The organism is Shigella dysenteriae (assembly GCF_022354085.1).
GTDB classification, from domain to species: domain Bacteria; phylum Pseudomonadota; class Gammaproteobacteria; order Enterobacterales; family Enterobacteriaceae; genus Escherichia; species Escherichia coli.
The window spans coordinates 81,911-98,246 of sequence record NZ_CP055056.1; the positions used below are offsets into that span (position 1 = coordinate 81,911).

Consider the following 16,336-nt stretch of genomic DNA (forward strand, 5'->3'; position numbering starts at 1 on the left):
ATACCCGGTAACTGCGCAGCCTCCTGCCAGACCATTTTTCGCGGGCACAATATTTACAGACAACCGGAAAGCCGGTTGATGAAATTGAGGTATATCAGACGACACAGCAATGCCGAAAAATGATAATATAAGTAAAGCCCCGAAAATTTTTTCGGGGCTTTACTTATATTATCATGACTTCCACTTTCTGAACTGTTCGGCAATCACCCATAACGCCTTGTTGATTCTTATATCACCATCAATACCTGTAATGGCTCTTGTCCTGGTATTTTTCCCGGAGGCACTTCGCCCCGATAATCCACCTTTTATCATATTCTCCTGAACCCGCTGCCAGGTTGTCCAGAGATCGTTCTGTTTGTCTTCCCGACGACGGGGAGTAATTATCTGTTCAGGTGTCACTGGCGTTTTATTTTCATCTTCATACCTGACCATCAGTGCAGCTCTGCCAAATAAATGTTGCTCGTCACTGTTAAGATGAATTTCTTTCATCGCCTCCATATTATCAGTGACTTTTCAAAGACACCGAGCACTTCATACGCTCCCTCGATAACCTGCCCGACAATATCACCTTTATGTGGAACGCGGATTTCGCCAAAATTATTTCCGCACACCAGGCCATTTGTGCAGACAAAACGAAAAATTCCGGGGATCATCTGATAACTGGATGAACCATCATGTGAATTAAGCAGGATAATTTCAGGAACCTCCTGTCCGTTAATATGCCCTTCCCTGCGAAGACGTAACATATGTTTACTGTATTCGCGACGTCCCAAATCACGAACCCGACTCTGACAGGCAAAGAATGGCTGGAAACCTTCATCACGTAACTTATTGATGATATTGATTGTTGGAATATACGTATAACGTTCACTCCGGGACTCATGTTTATCACCGGAAAATACCGAAGGCACGAACTGCATTAATTCATCATCCGTTAAAGGACGTTCACGGCGGATGGAATTATACCGACCAAAACGGGAAGCTAATCGCATAACAGCTACTCCTTTATGAAAGAATAAATTTAATAAAAAATTTTTCCGCTTAATATCATCCCCCCCGATCTCCATTAACAAGATTGCAACAATCAGGAGGGATATTCATCACATCCGGTCAGCAGATCGCCCGGATATCGAGGCCGGCACGCTTAATCTGACGCAGGAACTGTTTGAAGTGATCGGCTTCCGCAATGTTGATATGGCGGAACTGCTTATCCACACCCTGACTGAGCGCGTAGCTATAACTGAAGGCCATCTTTTCCGGGTGGCTTTTGCGATATTTTTTCAGCTCAGTCAGGCTGCTGAATTCCAGGACGTCCCACTCTTCCCCGGTGTTTTTTTTCTTCCCGGCAACAAGAAGCGTGTACGACGCGGTGTTAACGTGGATATTTCGGGTACTCATCCTGCTTTCTCCTCTCTCTGGTTTTCAGCCCCCATCATCTGTTGAGTTTCGGGAGCCGCGGTTTTGACGTTTTGCGGGGACCTGCCTTTTGTTCCCTCCGGTATTCACCATCACCTGTTTGAGAACCTTCGCCGCATGGGGCATCACTGCCACGGCCGGAAACGACTGTCCGGGGGCAGACCGCAAAAGTTTTTGCCTGCTTCTGGGCAAAAAGTTTTGCGGGATGTGCATTTCACCCCTGGACTGGCGGAGACGGTTGTGGCTGTCTTTGCCCCCGGCGACAGGGGCTTAAACAGGTGAATGGCACCGGACAGAACAACGGGCAGGGACCCGCCGCAACGACGTGAAGCGCGGTTTGCGAAACGGCGTTGCCCCTTACATCCCGGCGGTCTTTTGCCGGGATGCCAGGAGCGCAGGCCACGGCGCGACAGAGGCGGCGCGACCGGAACGGTCGCTGCAAGCCAGGGGTTTTCACGCATCGGACCGTAGCGACAGCCCGAAACCGCGCCAGCGGGTTCGGCGGAGACTGGCAGGTGCGCCAGCAGCTGCCTGTCGGAGTCGGGCCTGACGACCGGATGCCGCCAGGCAGCCGGGAGCCGAAGGTGCGCCCGGCAGACAGGACAACACTGCAGTAGTCAGAATCAGAGCAGGAAGAAAAAGAGAATAATCACAGGGAAGGTGATGTGATTTCTGACAGGCCATAACCAGAGAAGGCGGGGGAAAAGAACGGGCGCCGCAGGCGCGCGTTCATCCCCGTTCCTGAAGGGAAACGACCTTCCTGAAGTCAGGTTGTTCATGCCCGTACAACATCAGCAAGGAGAAAGGGGCTACCGGCGAACCAGCAGCCCCTTTATAAAGGCGCTTCAGTAGTCAGACCAGCATCAGTCCTGAAAAGGCGGGCCTGCGCCCGCCTCCAGGTTGCTACTTACCGGATTCGTAAGCCATGAAAGCCGCCACCTCCCTGTGTCCGTCTCTGTAACGAATCTCGCACAGCGATTTTCGTGTCAGATAAGTGAATATCAACAGTGTGAGACACACGATCAACACACACCAGACAAGGGAACTTCGTGGTAGTTTCATGGCCTTCTTCTCCTTGCGCAAAGCGCGGTAAGAGGCTATCCTGATGTGGACTAGACATAGGGATGCCTCGTGGTGGTTAATGAAAATTAACTTACTACGGGGCTATCTTCTTTCTGCCACACAACACGGCAACAAACCACCTTCACGTCATGAGGCAGAAAGCCTCAAGCGCCGGGCACATCATAGCCCATATACCTGCACGCTGACCACACTCACTTTCCCTGAAAATAATCCGCTCATTCAGACCGTTCACGGGAAATCCGTGTGATTGTTGCCGCATCACGCTGCCTCCCGGAGTTTGTTCGGCACCATCCACCGCTCCATCTCACGAACAGCATGACCGACCACCCTTGCCGCCATACCAGCCTCTGCGATGACCTGCCAGAATGGCATATCCTGCCACTGCCAGCGTTCCATTCCGGCCAGTGACGGAAAACGCTCGCCCCACTGCCAGAACAGGGTTTCCAGGTCATGCTCTGCCACCCGGTCACTCCAGCGTGCATGCCAGCTTCCGACTGTTTCCGGCGAATGGAATGCCAGTTCGATTTCAGCCTGAGCGACCAGCGCCTGGTACGCACGGGCTTTCTGCTCTGCCTCCCTCGCCTGCTGGCGACTGTACTTCTGCATGACCAGCGCGGATTTATGGCGACTGCGTTCCCTGACACGAAACCGCACCGACGGGAACAAGCGCTCTGCTGCATCACCGGGAAGGGGAAGGAGGCAGACCTCGCCCTGTGTTTCAATCAGCACATCGATGGCATACAGCCACTGAAGACGGTTGCCGTGCAGTTCTTCTGCGGTCAGGGACGGCATGAAAAATCGCAGGTCAGACAGCGATATCCTGCGGCTTCCGTTCAGATAGCGGAAAAACGCCCCCGCATACGGATATTCAGCCAGCGTGTTACCCTGATGGCGGCGTTTTTCGGTCTCCGGCACTGCCCGCCATGCGGCCTGTTGCTCTGTGCTGAGAGGAACCAGTGCCTGTGAACGTGCGCTCATGCCTGACCTCCTTCCGCCATCAGGATATGGATGATGTCACTGACGCTGTACCCCTGCGCGTCCAGTGACGCCGCCAGTGCCAGTGAATGGCTGACGGCTTCCGGTGCAAACCGCCGCTGTACCTGAACCACCGCAAACGGCTCACCACCGGCATTCACCAGAACCAGCACCCAGACCTGAGAGACATCGCCCGGTGAACATAACGCCAGGTGGAAACGTTCGTGGGCAGGCGTGAAACGGACCTGGACGGGGAAAAATCCGCCAAACTCGCTGCCGTACTCGCCGTTCATCGTCCAGTTGTCCGGCGCATCCAGTTCCCGCATCACGGCGTGTGTCAGCTCACGACGTTCATCACTTCCGGCTGCCCGGATATCTTCATATTCCTGTGCGCTCATGGTCTGTAATACATTCAGGGTCAGTTCAGTTTTCATCACGGTATCTCCCTTGCTGCCGCCCCGTCTCCGGCGGGGCGGTGTGGTTGTTTATCAGGCGGCATCAGCCAGATTATCGGTGCGTTCAGTGGTATCCGTCTGTGGATGTGGTGCACACATCCAGCCAGGCACCCAGCGGTTGTCTTTCATATGGTGCTCTGCATGTTCAGCCGCATCACCTTTCTTCATCTTCTCTGCATCCCGTGCAGCACCGGACAGTCCTGCCTCATTCAGGGCTGCGATAATCTGCGGCTTTTTCAGGTGTCCGAAGAAGTTTGCTTTTGTCGGCTGCCACCAGTCGCGCATGTGGAATCCGATAGCGGTTTCCAGCGAGTCAAGCGGACTGCGTGACGTGTGACCACACTCACGGGTCTGGACACCGTTAAGGCTGCATGCGGTGCAGAAACTGAGCAGGGACAACAGCACCTCCTGACTAAGTGACAGGAATGTCGTCATGTCTCGTGACCATCCCTCCGGTAACAGGGCAGCAAGACGGGCTTTTTCTGCCATCAGCGCCATGAATGCGACACCTTCCTTCCCTGACGGCGCATCGCTGGTCAGCGAATAATGTTTACATTCCAGGCTGATTTGTGCCGGTTTACTGTACGCTCCGCTGCCAAACACATTCAGGCAGAGCGTCCATGCCAGCAGTGCCAGAGATTTGTCCGGTTGCTGCATAAGCGCCGCCTGGACTGCCAGCGTGCGTTCGGAAGACATTTTCGTCAGCAGTGGCAGACTGATTCCCCCCACTGACGCTTTCTCCTGCACCTGTTCCGTGCGGTCAGCGTCGTCAGCCACGTCATCCTCACTGCGCAACTGCACACCTCGCTGGACACACACGTTGCCATAACGCCAGGACACCACCACTCCACCTCCGGCACGCATCTCCGGCGTCCACGCTCTGACCTTCGCCATGCAGCGCATCAGCTTCATTTCTGCTTCCAGCAGGTCAGATTCCTCACACTGGTTTTCCAGCGCGTCGTAACGAGCCATCAGTTCGTTCAGACGTTCTTCTTCCGCCTCCGTCAGCACCGCTTCCGGCTCCGGCAGACAGCGGTATGTTCCGGCATCCTCACGGCACTCACCTACAGGCTCCATGCGTCCGGCACACCATCCCCAGCCTTCGGCTTCCCGAAGGAACTCTGCGACAGCCTGGAGTTTTTCCAGCAGGGCGGCATCGAGCGCCACGCAGTCCACATAGCCACCCTCGTCGTCGCTGAACAAATCGGTGCGCAGTTCGTCTGGCGAGAAGGCATCAGCCCCCACGAAGCGGAATTTACTGTTCCCAGCCACCGCCACTTCACTTTCGGTAATCAGGTTGCGGATAACCCGCACATCCGGTTTACCGCCCCATCCTGACTGGCAGGCGGCTTCAAACACCTGCACCTGACGCGCGGTGTCGTTCTCCAGCGCCAGCGCCTGACAGTGTTCGGTGGTGATGCGGTCTTCTGCCAGCGCATCAAGGATGACGGGTGCAAGGTCTGCCAGTTTCAGCATTCGCTGGACGTGGCGGGGTGAATAGCCCAGCAGGTCGCCAGTCTGCGCAGGTGTTTTGCCTTCCTGCGCCATTGCGCGGAATCCGGCAATCTGTTCGGCAGGGTGCATATCCCGACGATGACCGTTTTCAGTCATTGATGCGGCAGTCGCCAGTTCCTGCGGAATAACCTTCACGCGTACAGGCCAGTCAGCCGTAAGGATGCCACGCTCTGCCAGCATGTTGAGTGCAGCCAGTCGGCGACCACCTGCGGCGACACCGTAACGGTCACCAGGCAGGGTATGCACGACCAGATTCTGCAACAGGCCAACGCCCTTAATGGACTCAGCCAGTTCGCTGACGGACTCCACAGAATACGGCACCGTGCGCACATTCAGCGGTGATTTAATCAGTGAGGCCAGCGGCACGCTCACTTCCTCCGTCTGCGCCAGCAGGGCAGACAGGACTGTTTCCTGCGTTTTTGCAGGTTTACGGCTGGATTTACGCTCCGTTTTTGCCTTAGACTCTGTAACTGACATAGTTAGTACCTCCCAAAACGGTAATAATGATTGTCTGCCGGACGTGTCCCCGTCCGGCACCTCTCTTACTTAAGAATCCCGAAATCCCTGATGACATGGTTCATCCAGTACCCGGCACCGTCCTCAAAATTCCAGGTACGCCAGACCATTGCACCGTTATTACGGACAACCAGGCGAAACTGTTCGCCGTGGTCATCCTCGATAAAGACGTTCCGGTACTGTGCGGCAACAGCTTCGGCATGTTTGCGGTTAAAAGGACCGTCAGGCAGCCCCTGAAGTATTCTGAAATATTCGCTCATTCTCATCTCTCCGGTGATGCCCCGCACAGAACGGGGCGGGGCGGTTATCACAGTCAGCCCGATCAGAACGGGATATCGTCTGAAAACCCGTAATCCTCCCCCTCCGGCGGTTGCGGCTGAGGCTCGGGCTGCGCGGCCTTACGTCCACGGCCTTTCGTTTTTGCGCCACCTTTTTTCGTACCGGCCTCCGACTGTGGTTCCGGCTGAGGCTGACCGCTGAACTGTTGCCCCTCTTCCGGCTGAGTCTGAGCACCTGCGGCACGTCCCAGCATCTGCATGGTGCCTGTGGTCTTAACAAGAATTTCGGTGACGTAACGGGTGATACCGTTATCTTCCCAGCTACGGGTGCGAAGCTGACCTTCGATGTAGACCTGCGCGCCCTTGCGCAGATATTCGCCAGCCACTTCCGCGAGCTTGCCGAACAGCACCACGCGATGCCATTCTGTCTGCTCCCGCATCTCCCCTGTCTGTTTGTCACGCCAGGTTTCCGACGTGGCGACCTGCAGGTTTGCCACTGCGCCCCCGTTGGGGATGTAACGGACTTCCGGATCTTTTCCCAGGCGTCCTACGAGAATGACCTTGTTAATGCCACGAACTGCCATGATGTGCCTCCTTCTGTTGATGTTTTCAGCCCCCATCATCTTTTGAGTTTCGGGAGCCGCGGTTTTGACGTTTTGCGGGGACCTGCCTTTTGTTCCCTCCGGTATTCACCATCACCTTTTTGAGAACCTTCGCCGCAAGGGGCATCACTGCCACGGACGGAAACGACTGTCCGGGGGCAGACCGCAAAAGTTTTTGCCTGCTTTTGGGCAAAAAGTTTTGCGGGATGTACATTTCACCCCTGGACTGGCGGAGACGGTTGTGGCTGTCTTTGCCCCCGGCGACAGGGGCTTAAACAGGTGAATGGCACCGGACAGAACAACGGGCAGGGACCCGCCGCAACGACGTGAAGCGCGGTTTGCGAAACGGCGTTGCCCCTTACATCCCGGCGGTCTTTTGCCGGGATGCCAGGAGCGCAGGCCACGGCGCGACAGAGGCGGCGCGACCGGAACGGTCGCTGCAAGCCAGGGGTTTTCACGCATCGGACCGTAGCGACAGCCCGAAACCGCGCCAGCGGGTTCGGCGGAGACTGGCAGGTGCGCCAGCAGCTGCCTGTCGGAGTCGGGCCTGACGACCGGATGCCGCCAGGCAGCCGGGAGCCGAAGGTGCGCCCGGCAGACAGGACAACACTGCAGTAGTCAGAATCAGAGCAGCAGGAAAAAGAAGAACAGTAGCAGTAGCAGTAGCAGTAGCAGTAGCAGTAGCAGTAGCAGTAGCAGGAACAACAACATCAGTAACAGACAAATGACAGGCATGAAGAAACAGAAGCCCCCATCAGAACGTCCGCGTAATGAAAGGGGCGGCGCGTGAGCGCGGCCCCTTTCAGCACCACCGGCGCGCGTTTTTTCCCGGCGCGGGCAGACAGGCATTTATCCTCCCGCCGGCCCTGTGTCATCAGGCACGCAGACGAATAATCATCGTCGGGACATCGGTATAAGCAAACGTGCCGCGCGGCAGCTCCTCGCGGACGTCAGAAAACGGTAACAGCTTCTCCTGCTGGCGTGGTCCGTTGAGACAGACGGCGACCAGCACGCCACCCGGACGCAACAGGGAAAAGGCCCGCAGGATATGCCGGATATCCTGCCCGTGGCTGAACGGCGGATTCATGATAACCCGGCTGTAATACTGCACCGGCTGCCATTCCATGAAGTCGCCACACTGAACCCTGACACCGTTAAAATTTTCCCGCAGATACCGGACCAGCCCGCTGTTGATTTCCACCGCATCACACATGGCCCCCGGCGCGGTATCCCGAATCGCCCGCAGTATGGCCCCGGTGCCGGCAGAGGGTTCCAGAATGTGATCACGGTTGCTGATCTCCGCCAGCATCACCAGGCGATCACAGACCGGGGCAGGAGTCACAAAAAGCTGAGATTCAGCCCGGATTTCAGCAACCGGCGCGGCGTTATCCAGCCTTGCGCGCATCAGCCGGATACGTTCTCTTAACTGACTGTGCATATCATTATCTCCGTCATCCCCCGGGGATTTTCCCGGGGGGATATACCTTATTTCTGTGGGATTTCCGTGATTTTCATGTCGGAGATATACACATTCACCAGGCGGAAATTATTGTCCATTGTGCGGCGGTACCGGTATGCCCCGTGGTCTTCTGCTTCTGCCACACTGCGCACGGCCTTACAGTCCCGGGGCAGGGCGGCCCACTGTGCCTTTGTCATTTCCCGGAAACCTTCCCCCGGATAGTTGACTACCGGCGGACGCTTCGCGGCCTGACTAGCGACGGCAGCCTCTTCTGCCGATGGTGCTTTGTAGTCCGTGATGCGATCGGGCGTCACTTTCATCGTGCCGCTGTACCCGAGAAAACTGTAATTTGGCGTTGTGACTGAACTCACCGCCCCGTTGCTTTTGTTCACACGGATGATGGTCAGCCACTCGCCCCGGCTGAAAACCTGTCCGCCCGGCTCAAAATCCTGTGTCCGGGTAACCACGCCGCCGCTTTCGTCCAGCATGGCACGCTCATAGATCAGGCGGTTCTGATAGTGGTTAACCCAGCGTTGTTGATGCTGAATCTGCCGTTCATGACAGCGGATCGCAATTTCGCGGGCCTGCTCCGTGGTGATGATGTCATCATCCAGGGCCGACCATAACGATCGACTTCCTTCATACTGGCTTTTTTCTGCCGGGCGCGGATACGTATCCAGCGGGAAACAGGCGCTGATATGGTCATGACTGCTGATGAGTTTTGCCATATTCAGATCCAGCGATTCAGCCCGCCACATCGTCAGATATTTCTGCGACTGCGCGATGGTCTTTTCAGCCTTGCGCAAATCAGCTTCGATTTTTTTGATACGACGCCAGCGAACGTCCGGACGTTCTTTATACTTCGCGTGAAGCAGTGCCGACCGCGCCCGCTCTTCCCAGTATTCCGCACGTTCAAAGAGCATCACGGCTCGTTTCATGCCGTTTTCAATACGCTGCGCATCACGACGGGCGCGGCGTTCGCTGTGATGCCCCACAAGAATGGGCTGACCGGGCGGGATCATCGCGGCCAGTCTTTCCACTTCATCAAGTGCCTGTGCGGATTCACTGGCCCGCTTTCCGCTGTATCCGGTAAACCGCTCCGCCCGTGCTTCCTGACGTTCAGCGAGCGTGCTGTCTTCATCCTCAATCTCTCCGGCAAGTGAGAGGAGCACGTCTTCCCGGCCCGGTGTCCAGGCTGGCGCGACAAACAGCGCCTGTTTTGGTGCCCAGCGGAAACCGGCATCATGCACTTTTTTATACGTCTCCGGGTCAAGACGTGACACGGCATACAGGCGCAGTTTGTTGTCATCCGGTGAGTAGGTCGCGCGGTACATCTGCACAGGGCTGGCGGCTTCCGGGGCGGTCATGGTGATTGCTGCTAATGTCATAAAATGTTCTCCTTCCGTCTGTTGCCGCACCTCGCGGGGCGGCTCACCTCATCAGTTAAAAGCGCGTTTCAGTTCGAGTGTGCGGAGCACCTGCCCGAAGGCCGTGTTTTTCATGGCGGGGATGTGTACACCACGCCCCCGGTGAAAACTCCGGGCAATGTGTCGCCCGAAGGCTTTCAGCACGGGGTCAATTTCCGGCGCGGGGATGTCTTCGCGTCTGAAACGGGGATGACGGCGGGGCTTTACAGCCGCTGCGGAAGGTGAAACAATACTTACTGTCATAATTTAGCCTCTTATGACGTTAGTTAATGAAACCGTAAAGACTGTTCGTGCAGTCTCTGCGGTGTGGATTAAGCAGGTCCCTGACCTGCTTTTTTCATATCTGCGTCTGACGTTCTCCGGTGTTTTCCTCCTTCTGTTCCTGCGTTCTCATTACCTGCCAGCCGGATGACTGACAGAACACATAAATGCGTATTGCCGGAGCCTGAAATAAATCCTGATTTTTAAAGAACATCACCCGTTGAGTTTCGGGAGCCGCGGTTTTGACGTTTCGCGGGAACCTGCTGCTGTATTCCCTGTGGTATGAACTTCACCCGTTTGAGAACCTTCGCCGCAAGGGGCATCACTGCCACGGCCTGACGCACCTGTCCTGGGCAGAACGCAAAATTTTTTACCGGGTTTTGGGTAAAAAATTTTGTAGGCTGTTCATTTACCCTGGACAGTCAGTGCGGCAGGTTGTGGCTGTATCAGCCCCCGGCGACAGGGACTCATACGGGTGTGTGGCACCGGCAGGCAATGAGCAGGGACCCGCCGCAACGACGGAGAGCGCGTGCGCGAAACGGCGTTGCCCCTTACATCCCGGCGGCCTTTTGCCGGGATGCCGGGAGCGCAGGCCACGGCGCGACAAGGGTGGCGCGACCGGAACGGTCGCTGCAAGCCCGGGGTTTTCACGCATCGGACCGTAGCGACAGCCCGAAACCGCGCCAGCGGGTTCGGCGGAGACTGGCGGGTGCGCCAGCAGCTGCCTGTCGGAGTCGGGCCTGACGACCGGATGCCGCCAGGCAGCCGGGAGCCGAAGGTGCGCCCGGCAGACAGAACAACACTGCAGTAGTCAGAATCAGAGCAGCAGATAAAGGAACAACAACATCAGGAACAGTTCCATAACATAAGAAAGAAACACTCCTGAGTCAGACACATCACAGACGGGAAGGGTAACGGGCGACGCGCCAGCGTGGCCCGCTTCCCTTCCGGCAGGCGTCAGCCTGCCAGGGGTTTTCGCGCGGACTGACAGGCGGCCTCCACCGCCTGCCCCTGTATCACCTGTTTCTGCTACCCTGTAAGATGTAGTGACCGCCCAGGAAAACCGCCTGCTGATTCGCCACAAAATCGCAGATTTCATCAACAATCTGCGCGGTGGTGAGCGGTTTCTGCCCCATTTCACGACGCCGCGCATTAATCACGGCCCTGTAATTACGCAGAATTTCGCGGGTTTCTGTGCTGATATTCATGACATCGTCTCCCCGTCCAGCGCCTGTAACACAACGTCCATTGCTTCGCGTTCCTCCCTGACGAATGCGTCACCGTCGCCCCCGTTCTCACTCCCGACGGCATACAGGCGCTTCATTTCACTGCCTGCCAGCGCCATCACTTTTTCCAGCATCACCGCCGGGACTGTCACCTGACGGCTGGCGCGCTTTTCTTCCATCAGTTCATGAACAACGCCGTGAACAACGCCGTGAACAACGCTGACATCCGCACCATATTCAAAGGCATCGTCCAGCCGCTGCATGACGGTTTCCAGCTCATCGTCTGTCAGACTCCAGTCCTGGGCTATGTGACGCACATCCCCACGGGTCAGCACTACGGCAAAAACGCATTCACTGTCCGGCACGTCTGTATCCAGCACTTCGCGGATAATTTCTTTAACAGTACAGTACATGTTCTCGTCTCCTTTACAGGGGCGGCATTGCCGCCCCGTCCGTTAATCAGTCCAGAGCCGCGTAAATCGCGTTGCATTCGGGGTGAAATTCGATGTGACGCCACAACTGCGCATCGCGCATCCGGTAAAGCTGGGTCAGTCCTGCATCCCCGCTGTCGTGGTACAGCCACAACTGGCGGTTAATCACAAGGGAGGTCAGGATGATGCCTGCGGCATCAGCACTCACGGTACGGTCAAACCAGTTTGCACCGTTCACCATGTGGAAACGGTCGCCATCCGGCATCATGTAACCGCCACCGTCCGGCAGGCGGATGAAGTGCCAGAAGCCTCCCTGATATTCCGGCATCATTTTTTGCGCCAGCGCGTACACATACGCCTCGGCATACAGAAAATCGTTGCCAAACAGATACGGCAGAAAGGAGAGACGGTCGCACTCTTCAACATTCAGAGTGACAGGTTTCGCATATTGCATGATGTTTTCCTCCGTTGTTCACATATTCCGCGACACCGGGCGGTGCCGTGCCTCCATAAAAGCCGGGCGAACAGGCGGGGATGCAGGGGCGCAAGGGAAGCCGCAGCCTGACGCACACGGCTGACGGGAGTTGCAGGGTGAGACCGCGAAATCTGAGCGGGTGAACGACCGGAAAATCACGGCAGACGGGAAGGAGGGACCGGGTGACCGCAGCGGCGAAGCGTACCCTTGCATCAACGCCAGCCCGGCTAAGATGGAGGCACGGCACAGCCCGCACACGACGCTGAGGCCACATAACTGAAAAACCACAAGGCCATGCCCTGCATGGCCGGGTAAAGCGGAGCCGGCGGCGACTTCCTTTGTGCTCTGTCCGGGGACCGGCAGGAAAAAGGCGGGGATTTACCCCGCCAGTGTCATCATTTCCGGATTTTTGCCAGGGCATCCGCCATGCTGCGGATTTCGGTCCGGGCTTCCCGGACCACCTCCCGCAGAACACCACGGTCAAACCAGCGGCGGGGCGGTTCATCCGGTATACGCAGCACATCGCAGGCCAGCCCACTGGACAGGATATGCTCAATACACTCACTGACCAGATACATTTCCACCGACGAAAAACGTGCTCCCCGGTTCACGATGGCATCGAGCACCACGGGCAGGTTTTCGTCATCTTCATCGAGCCAGCAGGGGTGATCGCTTTCCTTCACGACCAGGCGAAAGCGGCGCGTCTGGCGGGTCAGCAACGTCTGACCGGTGGTGGTCAGCGCCGCACGGATACGCCGCGCATCTTCTGCCACCTGGTAACAGATGCTTCGTACCGCATCGTGCACCGCATCAAGAACAGCCTTGATTTCGTCTTCGGTCAGCCATTCTCCGGCATACGGGAAAGACACCTGCGTTCCGTCTGCCGGAAGTACCGGCAGCGACTGCCACTGACTGCCGGACAGTACCAGTTCCGCCCCGGTTCCGGTCAGTCTCTGAATGGCGGAGGCCAGGAGCGGCGGCAGTACGCCGCCGTGACGGTTGATAAGTAACGTCGCCAGCCGGGGCGCATCCAGCCGCACGTAAATGCTGATCCAGCCCGGATAGTTCGGATTTCGCTGGTCAACATCCGTCTCTTCCGGCCAGTCCTGCGCCAGCAGCAGGTTACGGGCGTGACGACAAATCAGTGCGTTCAGCGTGCTGTTTTCGTTCATGATTAAGCGTTCTCCCTGTATCGCCGCCCGCAGGGCAGGCGGCGATAACATCAGTTGTTTTCGTGTGTGTTGTTTTTCAGCAGGGTGCGGGCCTGATTAACCACCGCCTGACGGCGGGTAACGCATTCCGGGACGGCGAGGCCGTTATCACGGGCGGCCCACTCACGTTTCCACAGTGCCTGTTCAGCGGTCTGAATCAGGGACGCCAGCAGTTCAGCAGGGACGGTCACCTGGCGGTTTTCGCTCACGTTGCTGATAATCTCCATCACCGCGGCGGAAGAAATACCGGATTCAGTCCGCTGGTCTTCCGGGATGTCCTCCATGCGCGCCAGGACGGTCCTGATTTCATGATCGGTCAGAGAAATTTCCATACCGTCAGCCAGTGCCTGAATCTCTTCCGGGGACCAGATAACCAGCATCAGCGGCGCGTCTCCCGGATACTTTGCTGCCAGCTCCCGGCATAGCGTTTCGCATGTTCCGTACATTCTCGTCTCCTTCTCAATCTTTGAAGCAGGAATCCAGTTCCAGAATTTCGGTATACGCCTCCATAAACAGGCGATTGGCGCGATACAGCGTCTGGCGTGTCAGGCGTTCAACAAGCACATCGGAATCAAAGCGACAGCGATGCTCCATATCGTTCAGCCTAGCCCGAAGGTCACACATGGTGTTGGCCACCTCCGCCACGTCGGCGCGAAGTTTTTCGTGTCCGGCATAGTTCATTTACGCAGCCTCCGGTTCAAACCAGTTATCATTCGCGGCCCCCTGCTGCATGGCCCGTTGCACGGCGGCCAGTCGTTGCTGTCCGGCACGGTGATACTGTTCAAGCAGCTCGATACCGATATACCGGCGTCCGGACTGGAGGGCGGCCACGCAGGTTGAGCCGCTGCCTGCAAACGGGTCCAGCACAATCGCGTTCGGATGTGTGAAGCTCTCAATCAGTGGTTGCAGGCTGGTAACGGGCTTTTCCGTCGGGTGATGGCGGTTGCCCGAATATTTCCAGCCCAGCACGTCGGGTAATGGCTTCGGAGGCAGCGCCGGACGGCCTTTTGCCAGGATATAGGCGCATTCGTGACGGTACGCGACATACGCAGATTTGGATGTGTAGCTTTTGGTGAACACAAGGTGCCCTACAACGCTGAATCCGGCGCGTTTCCAGGCTGCCATAAAGCGGTCAATACGGTTCCAGCCATAGAAACTCACCATCAGCGCATCTTTTTTTAGTACGCGGTACATCTCATTACTGGCAGGTTGCAGCCAGTCATCGTTAACGTCACCGGCAATGGTGCGCCCGGAACGGTCACGAAAACCAACGAGATATGGTGGGTCGGTTAAGATGAAATCAATGGCGTTATCAGGAATCGTGGCCATAACACGCACGCAGTCACCCAGGATAAAACGGGACATAACAGCACTCCTCCTCTTACAGAGGGCACCGGGAGGGCGCCCCTGTGGCGCCCGTTCTCCGCTGCCTGTGGGCTGTTCACCGCGTCCGGTAACGGGTCAGGCCGACCGTGGAATACCGCAGCCGTCGTCTTTCTGACGGCGAGGATATGCCGCGAAAGCGGCTTGAAGGGCATTCATCAGAAAAGGGCGACAGGCTGGCGTACACTGTCACCGACGCCAGCCAGGAGCGGTAAAAGCGCCCGTCCCGTGCCCGGCCGGACACGGGACACTGACCACAGGCAGCGTTCCTGCCGCGCCGCGTCAGCCGGCGCAGTAAAAAGAGGAGCACGGCGACATCCTTTGTCGGAAAAGAAACGGGCGGTTGCCCGCCCGTCTCCGTCATACTTCATCCGCCATAATGCGCCACCTTGTCGACTATCCACGCAGGTCCGGTGACTTCCGGCAGCTCATCGTCATCTGTCGGGGAAGACCATTCAAGTTCCCCCCACAGCACATCAACGAGCTCTCCACGCTCATACAACTGCCAGCCACAGAAATTGCAGCCTTGTTCGGCGTACCAGTGCTCCAGCGTGCAGCTGAAACGGCGGCTTAATTCTGCAACAACGTCGCTTTCCGGCTGACACCACGGCGTGTCGAAATCCACCTGAATGAAGTTTTCTCCCTGACTGCTGATATTCAGGTCATACCCACAAGGCCACTTCACGCCATACCGTTCGGTATACCAGTGATATGCAGAAGGAACACCGTTCAGAACACCACCGTTAAAGCCATTCACTTCAACATCCAGGCGGGTCGGCAGAACCGTCAGCAGGTCAAACGGCATGGTTTTTTCCGGCAGCACGTTGTCACACAGACGGTTCCACCACACCGATACATCCTCGTTACCCCAGATGTCACACCAGTCACCTCTTTTTGCGGTGAAATGCACAGTGATGATTTCCCTGACATCATCCGGTAATCCTTCCCAGCGACGCTGTCCAGTACCGCTCTGCAGCCAGAGTTTATGCAGCATCAGGCAGTTTTGCTCATCCAGCAGTACACCGTCCTGCAGGTATGTCAGCCAGCGGGTGAACGCGATATTCTCCGGCGATACAACGCCACGCCCGGCAGCCGTCAGTCCGGGGCATGGTTCAAACCGCACATCTTCAGTGGTCTGCAGAAGTCCGGCACTTCCGGCCAGAAACAGCTGAATACCTTCATTTGTGGCGCGGCGATAAAGCGGTGTGACTGCACCGCTGGCCAGTCGTTTAATCTCAGCAATCTGTGCCGGTTCACCAGAAAAATGCATACGATTTGAGCACCAGTTTGGCATGGGAATTCTCCTCTCACATGCGGCCTCTATCAGGCCGTGCCGCACCTGTAACCGGGCGACCGCATACGAATGCAGGTGCGGCCCCGAAGCCGCAGCGCGTGGAGGAGGAACGACGAAACGTGACCGGGTGAGGAGGCCGGCGACAGCGACACACTTGCATCGGATGCAGCCCGGTTAACGTGCCGGCACGGCCTGGGTAACCAGGTATTTTATTCACAGAACCGTGCGCAAAATGCTGTGGATAAGCTGGACACAGCAGTCCACAGCAGGCATACAGCCACACCCTCAGAGAATTGAGCGTTTTTTAGTCACAATAATGACATTTGACT

The 16,336-nt window shown here is 56.9% G+C and carries 25 protein-coding genes and 5 pseudogenes; 4 read left to right on the forward strand and 26 right to left on the reverse strand.

Annotated features, from left to right (window positions below; all coding sequences use genetic code 11):
• Positions 1-171: 171 nt before the first annotated feature.
• From HUZ68_RS24635 to HUZ68_RS24645, 3 genes and pseudogenes are all read right to left on the reverse strand, one after another.
• Positions 172-992: pseudogene (locus HUZ68_RS24635) on the reverse strand (DUF932 domain-containing protein).
• A gap of 118 nt (positions 993-1,110) precedes the next feature.
• Positions 1,111-1,398 carry a hypothetical protein gene (locus HUZ68_RS24640; RefSeq protein ID WP_000107535.1) on the reverse strand — a complete coding sequence of 96 codons (288 nt, stop codon included), beginning with the start codon at positions 1,396-1,398 and terminating at the stop codon, positions 1,111-1,113.
• Between the two features lie 24 nt (positions 1,399-1,422).
• Positions 1,423-1,629, reverse strand: a complete 207-nt coding sequence (locus HUZ68_RS24645; protein ID WP_000547968.1) for a hypothetical protein — start codon at positions 1,627-1,629, stop codon at positions 1,423-1,425.
• Between the two features lie 69 nt (positions 1,630-1,698).
• Between HUZ68_RS24645 and HUZ68_RS24650 the strand changes: the two are divergent.
• Positions 1,699-1,872 (forward strand): annotated as a pseudogene (locus HUZ68_RS24650) (hypothetical protein); the annotation flags it as partial.
• Here the strand turns inward: HUZ68_RS24650 and HUZ68_RS24655 are convergent.
• The 3 genes and pseudogenes from HUZ68_RS24655 to mok all read right to left on the reverse strand — a co-directional run.
• A complete protein-coding gene (locus tag HUZ68_RS24655) occupies positions 1,870-2,100 on the reverse strand; it encodes a hypothetical protein (protein ID WP_001426396.1) in 231 nt (76 codons plus the stop codon). The pseudogene HUZ68_RS24650 and the gene HUZ68_RS24655 overlap by 3 nt on opposite strands.
• Positions 2,101-2,319: 219 nt before the next feature.
• Positions 2,320-2,445: a type I toxin-antitoxin system Hok/Gef family toxin gene (locus HUZ68_RS24660; protein ID WP_001372321.1), complete on the reverse strand. Its 126-nt coding sequence runs from the start codon at positions 2,443-2,445 to the stop codon at positions 2,320-2,322.
• A pseudogene (mok, locus tag HUZ68_RS24665) lies at positions 2,387-2,536 on the reverse strand (plasmid maintenance protein Mok); the annotation flags it as partial. The pseudogene mok and the gene HUZ68_RS24660, both read right to left, overlap by 59 nt.
• Positions 2,537-2,557: 21 nt before the next feature.
• Between mok and HUZ68_RS24670 the strand changes: the two are divergent.
• Complete coding sequence (locus tag HUZ68_RS24670) at positions 2,558-2,746, forward strand: hypothetical protein (RefSeq protein ID WP_001299721.1); 189 nt, start codon at positions 2,558-2,560, stop codon at positions 2,744-2,746.
• Between the two features lie 11 nt (positions 2,747-2,757).
• On the opposite strand, the gene HUZ68_RS24675 is transcribed toward HUZ68_RS24670, so the two are convergent.
• The 6 genes from HUZ68_RS24675 to HUZ68_RS24700 form a co-directional block, all read right to left on the reverse strand.
• On the reverse strand, positions 2,758-3,477 hold the full coding sequence (locus HUZ68_RS24675) for a plasmid SOS inhibition protein A (RefSeq protein WP_239594264.1): 720 nt from the start codon (positions 3,475-3,477) through the stop codon (positions 2,758-2,760).
• The gene (psiB, locus tag HUZ68_RS24680; RefSeq protein ID WP_000845953.1) at positions 3,474-3,908 is read right to left on the reverse strand and encodes a conjugation system SOS inhibitor PsiB; all 435 of its coding nucleotides are present in this window, start codon (positions 3,906-3,908) and stop codon (positions 3,474-3,476) included. Before psiB ends, HUZ68_RS24675 begins: the two co-directional genes overlap by 4 nt.
• Before the next feature lie 54 nt (positions 3,909-3,962).
• Positions 3,963-5,921, reverse strand: a complete 1,959-nt coding sequence (locus tag HUZ68_RS24685; protein WP_001775124.1) for a ParB/RepB/Spo0J family partition protein — start codon at positions 5,919-5,921, stop codon at positions 3,963-3,965.
• 65 nt (positions 5,922-5,986) lie between these two features.
• Positions 5,987-6,220 (reverse strand): DUF905 family protein, encoded by a 234-nt coding sequence (locus HUZ68_RS24690; RefSeq protein ID WP_089533205.1) that lies wholly within the window; start codon positions 6,218-6,220, stop codon positions 5,987-5,989.
• Positions 6,221-6,282: 62 nt separating this feature from the next.
• Entirely contained in the window at positions 6,283-6,822 is a 540-nt protein-coding gene (locus HUZ68_RS24695; protein WP_000290841.1) for a single-stranded DNA-binding protein, read from the reverse strand.
• A 25-nt stretch (positions 6,823-6,847) separates the two neighbouring features.
• Positions 6,848-7,054: a hypothetical protein gene (locus HUZ68_RS24700; protein ID WP_000275853.1), complete on the reverse strand. Its 207-nt coding sequence runs from the start codon at positions 7,052-7,054 to the stop codon at positions 6,848-6,850.
• A 69-nt stretch (positions 7,055-7,123) separates the two neighbouring features.
• Here HUZ68_RS24700 and HUZ68_RS25170 point away from each other — a divergent pair.
• Positions 7,124-7,295 (forward strand): annotated as a pseudogene (locus HUZ68_RS25170) (hypothetical protein); the annotation flags it as partial.
• On the opposite strand, the gene HUZ68_RS24705 reads toward HUZ68_RS25170, so the two are convergent.
• From HUZ68_RS24705 to HUZ68_RS24725, 5 genes are read right to left on the reverse strand one after another with little or no spacing between them, the layout of a single operon-like run.
• A complete protein-coding gene (locus HUZ68_RS24705) occupies positions 7,295-7,564 on the reverse strand; it encodes a hypothetical protein (protein ID WP_071977877.1) in 270 nt (89 codons plus the stop codon). The pseudogene HUZ68_RS25170 and the gene HUZ68_RS24705 overlap by 1 nt on opposite strands.
• The gene (locus HUZ68_RS24710) at positions 7,465-7,689 is read right to left on the reverse strand and encodes a hypothetical protein (RefSeq protein ID WP_016238251.1); all 225 of its coding nucleotides are present in this window, start codon (positions 7,687-7,689) and stop codon (positions 7,465-7,467) included. Before HUZ68_RS24710 ends, HUZ68_RS24705 begins: the two co-directional genes overlap by 100 nt.
• Positions 7,690-7,714: 25 nt before the next feature.
• On the reverse strand, positions 7,715-8,278 hold the full coding sequence (locus tag HUZ68_RS24715) for a methyltransferase (RefSeq protein ID WP_001315564.1): 564 nt from the start codon (positions 8,276-8,278) through the stop codon (positions 7,715-7,717).
• 47 nt (positions 8,279-8,325) lie between these two features.
• Positions 8,326-9,687, reverse strand: a complete 1,362-nt coding sequence (locus HUZ68_RS24720) for a DUF3560 domain-containing protein (protein ID WP_000170714.1) — start codon at positions 9,685-9,687, stop codon at positions 8,326-8,328.
• A 51-nt stretch (positions 9,688-9,738) separates the two neighbouring features.
• A complete protein-coding gene (locus HUZ68_RS24725) occupies positions 9,739-9,969 on the reverse strand; it encodes a hypothetical protein (protein ID WP_000218642.1) in 231 nt (76 codons plus the stop codon).
• A gap of 513 nt (positions 9,970-10,482) precedes the next feature.
• Between HUZ68_RS24725 and HUZ68_RS25175 the strand changes: the two are divergent.
• Positions 10,483-10,637 (forward strand): annotated as a pseudogene (locus tag HUZ68_RS25175) (hypothetical protein); the annotation flags it as partial.
• A 366-nt stretch (positions 10,638-11,003) separates the two neighbouring features.
• Here HUZ68_RS25175 and HUZ68_RS24730 read toward each other — a convergent pair.
• The 9 genes from HUZ68_RS24730 to HUZ68_RS24770 form a co-directional block, all read right to left on the reverse strand.
• Entirely contained in the window at positions 11,004-11,195 is a 192-nt protein-coding gene (locus HUZ68_RS24730) for a hypothetical protein (RefSeq protein ID WP_001027516.1), read from the reverse strand.
• Positions 11,192-11,626, reverse strand: a complete 435-nt coding sequence (locus HUZ68_RS24735; protein ID WP_014106967.1) for a DUF1380 family protein — start codon at positions 11,624-11,626, stop codon at positions 11,192-11,194. The genes HUZ68_RS24730 and HUZ68_RS24735 overlap by 4 nt, the downstream gene beginning before the upstream one ends.
• Before the next feature lie 46 nt (positions 11,627-11,672).
• Positions 11,673-12,098 carry an antirestriction protein gene (locus HUZ68_RS24740; RefSeq protein ID WP_001198928.1) on the reverse strand — a complete coding sequence of 142 codons (426 nt, stop codon included), beginning with the start codon at positions 12,096-12,098 and terminating at the stop codon, positions 11,673-11,675.
• 416 nt (positions 12,099-12,514) lie between these two features.
• The gene (locus HUZ68_RS24745; RefSeq protein WP_063073488.1) at positions 12,515-13,291 is read right to left on the reverse strand and encodes a hypothetical protein; all 777 of its coding nucleotides are present in this window, start codon (positions 13,289-13,291) and stop codon (positions 12,515-12,517) included.
• 50 nt (positions 13,292-13,341) lie between these two features.
• Entirely contained in the window at positions 13,342-13,860 is a 519-nt protein-coding gene (locus HUZ68_RS24750) for a DUF1380 family protein (RefSeq protein ID WP_123325260.1), read from the reverse strand.
• Entirely contained in the window at positions 13,790-14,011 is a 222-nt protein-coding gene (locus tag HUZ68_RS24755) for a hypothetical protein (protein ID WP_001104873.1), read from the reverse strand. The genes HUZ68_RS24750 and HUZ68_RS24755 overlap by 71 nt, the downstream gene beginning before the upstream one ends.
• Positions 14,012-14,695: a DNA methylase gene (locus HUZ68_RS24760; RefSeq protein ID WP_001775017.1), complete on the reverse strand. Its 684-nt coding sequence runs from the start codon at positions 14,693-14,695 to the stop codon at positions 14,012-14,014. It abuts the gene before it with no gap.
• 76 nt (positions 14,696-14,771) lie between these two features.
• Positions 14,772-15,077, reverse strand: coding sequence for a hypothetical protein (locus tag HUZ68_RS24765; RefSeq protein WP_063073472.1), 306 nt, complete (start codon positions 15,075-15,077; stop codon positions 14,772-14,774).
• A gap of 3 nt (positions 15,078-15,080) precedes the next feature.
• Positions 15,081-16,007: a DUF1281 domain-containing protein gene (locus HUZ68_RS24770; RefSeq protein WP_033812889.1), complete on the reverse strand. Its 927-nt coding sequence runs from the start codon at positions 16,005-16,007 to the stop codon at positions 15,081-15,083.
• Between the last annotated feature and the right edge of the window lie 329 nt (positions 16,008-16,336).

Excerpts from the sequence above, each read along its gene's own strand:
- HUZ68_RS24640 (WP_000107535.1), bottom strand. The coding sequence starts at position 1,398 with ATGAGTACCCGAAATATCCACGTTAACACCGCGTCGTACACGCTTCTT.
- HUZ68_RS24645 (WP_000547968.1), bottom strand. The coding sequence starts at position 1,629 with ATGCACATCCCGCAAAACTTTTTGCCCAGAAGCAGGCAAAAACTTTTG.
- HUZ68_RS24655 (WP_001426396.1), bottom strand. The coding sequence starts at position 2,100 with ATGGCCTGTCAGAAATCACATCACCTTCCCTGTGATTATTCTCTTTTT.
- HUZ68_RS24670 (WP_001299721.1), top strand. The coding sequence starts at position 2,558 with ATGAAAATTAACTTACTACGGGGCTATCTTCTTTCTGCCACACAACAC.
- HUZ68_RS24675 (WP_239594264.1), bottom strand. The coding sequence starts at position 3,477 with ATGAGCGCACGTTCACAGGCACTGGTTCCTCTCAGCACAGAGCAACAG.
- psiB (WP_000845953.1), bottom strand. The coding sequence starts at position 3,908 with ATGAAAACTGAACTGACCCTGAATGTATTACAGACCATGAGCGCACAG.
- HUZ68_RS24685 (WP_001775124.1), bottom strand. The coding sequence starts at position 5,921 with ATGTCAGTTACAGAGTCTAAGGCAAAAACGGAGCGTAAATCCAGCCGT.
- HUZ68_RS24690 (WP_089533205.1), bottom strand. The coding sequence starts at position 6,220 with ATGAGCGAATATTTCAGAATACTTCAGGGGCTGCCTGACGGTCCTTTT.
- HUZ68_RS24695 (WP_000290841.1), bottom strand. The coding sequence starts at position 6,822 with ATGGCAGTTCGTGGCATTAACAAGGTCATTCTCGTAGGACGCCTGGGA.
- HUZ68_RS24700 (WP_000275853.1), bottom strand. The coding sequence starts at position 7,054 with ATGTACATCCCGCAAAACTTTTTGCCCAAAAGCAGGCAAAAACTTTTG.
- HUZ68_RS24710 (WP_016238251.1), bottom strand. The coding sequence starts at position 7,689 with ATGCCTGTCTGCCCGCGCCGGGAAAAAACGCGCGCCGGTGGTGCTGAA.
- HUZ68_RS24715 (WP_001315564.1), bottom strand. The coding sequence starts at position 8,278 with ATGCACAGTCAGTTAAGAGAACGTATCCGGCTGATGCGCGCAAGGCTG.
- HUZ68_RS24720 (WP_000170714.1), bottom strand. The coding sequence starts at position 9,687 with ATGACATTAGCAGCAATCACCATGACCGCCCCGGAAGCCGCCAGCCCT.
- HUZ68_RS24725 (WP_000218642.1), bottom strand. The coding sequence starts at position 9,969 with ATGACAGTAAGTATTGTTTCACCTTCCGCAGCGGCTGTAAAGCCCCGC.
- HUZ68_RS24730 (WP_001027516.1), bottom strand. The coding sequence starts at position 11,195 with ATGAATATCAGCACAGAAACCCGCGAAATTCTGCGTAATTACAGGGCC.
- HUZ68_RS24735 (WP_014106967.1), bottom strand. The coding sequence starts at position 11,626 with ATGTACTGTACTGTTAAAGAAATTATCCGCGAAGTGCTGGATACAGAC.
- HUZ68_RS24740 (WP_001198928.1), bottom strand. The coding sequence starts at position 12,098 with ATGCAATATGCGAAACCTGTCACTCTGAATGTTGAAGAGTGCGACCGT.
- HUZ68_RS24745 (WP_063073488.1), bottom strand. The coding sequence starts at position 13,291 with ATGAACGAAAACAGCACGCTGAACGCACTGATTTGTCGTCACGCCCGT.
- HUZ68_RS24755 (WP_001104873.1), bottom strand. The coding sequence starts at position 14,011 with ATGAACTATGCCGGACACGAAAAACTTCGCGCCGACGTGGCGGAGGTG.
- HUZ68_RS24760 (WP_001775017.1), bottom strand. The coding sequence starts at position 14,695 with ATGTCCCGTTTTATCCTGGGTGACTGCGTGCGTGTTATGGCCACGATT.
- HUZ68_RS24765 (WP_063073472.1), bottom strand. The coding sequence starts at position 15,077 with ATGACGGAGACGGGCGGGCAACCGCCCGTTTCTTTTCCGACAAAGGAT.
- HUZ68_RS24770 (WP_033812889.1), bottom strand. The coding sequence starts at position 16,007 with ATGCCAAACTGGTGCTCAAATCGTATGCATTTTTCTGGTGAACCGGCA.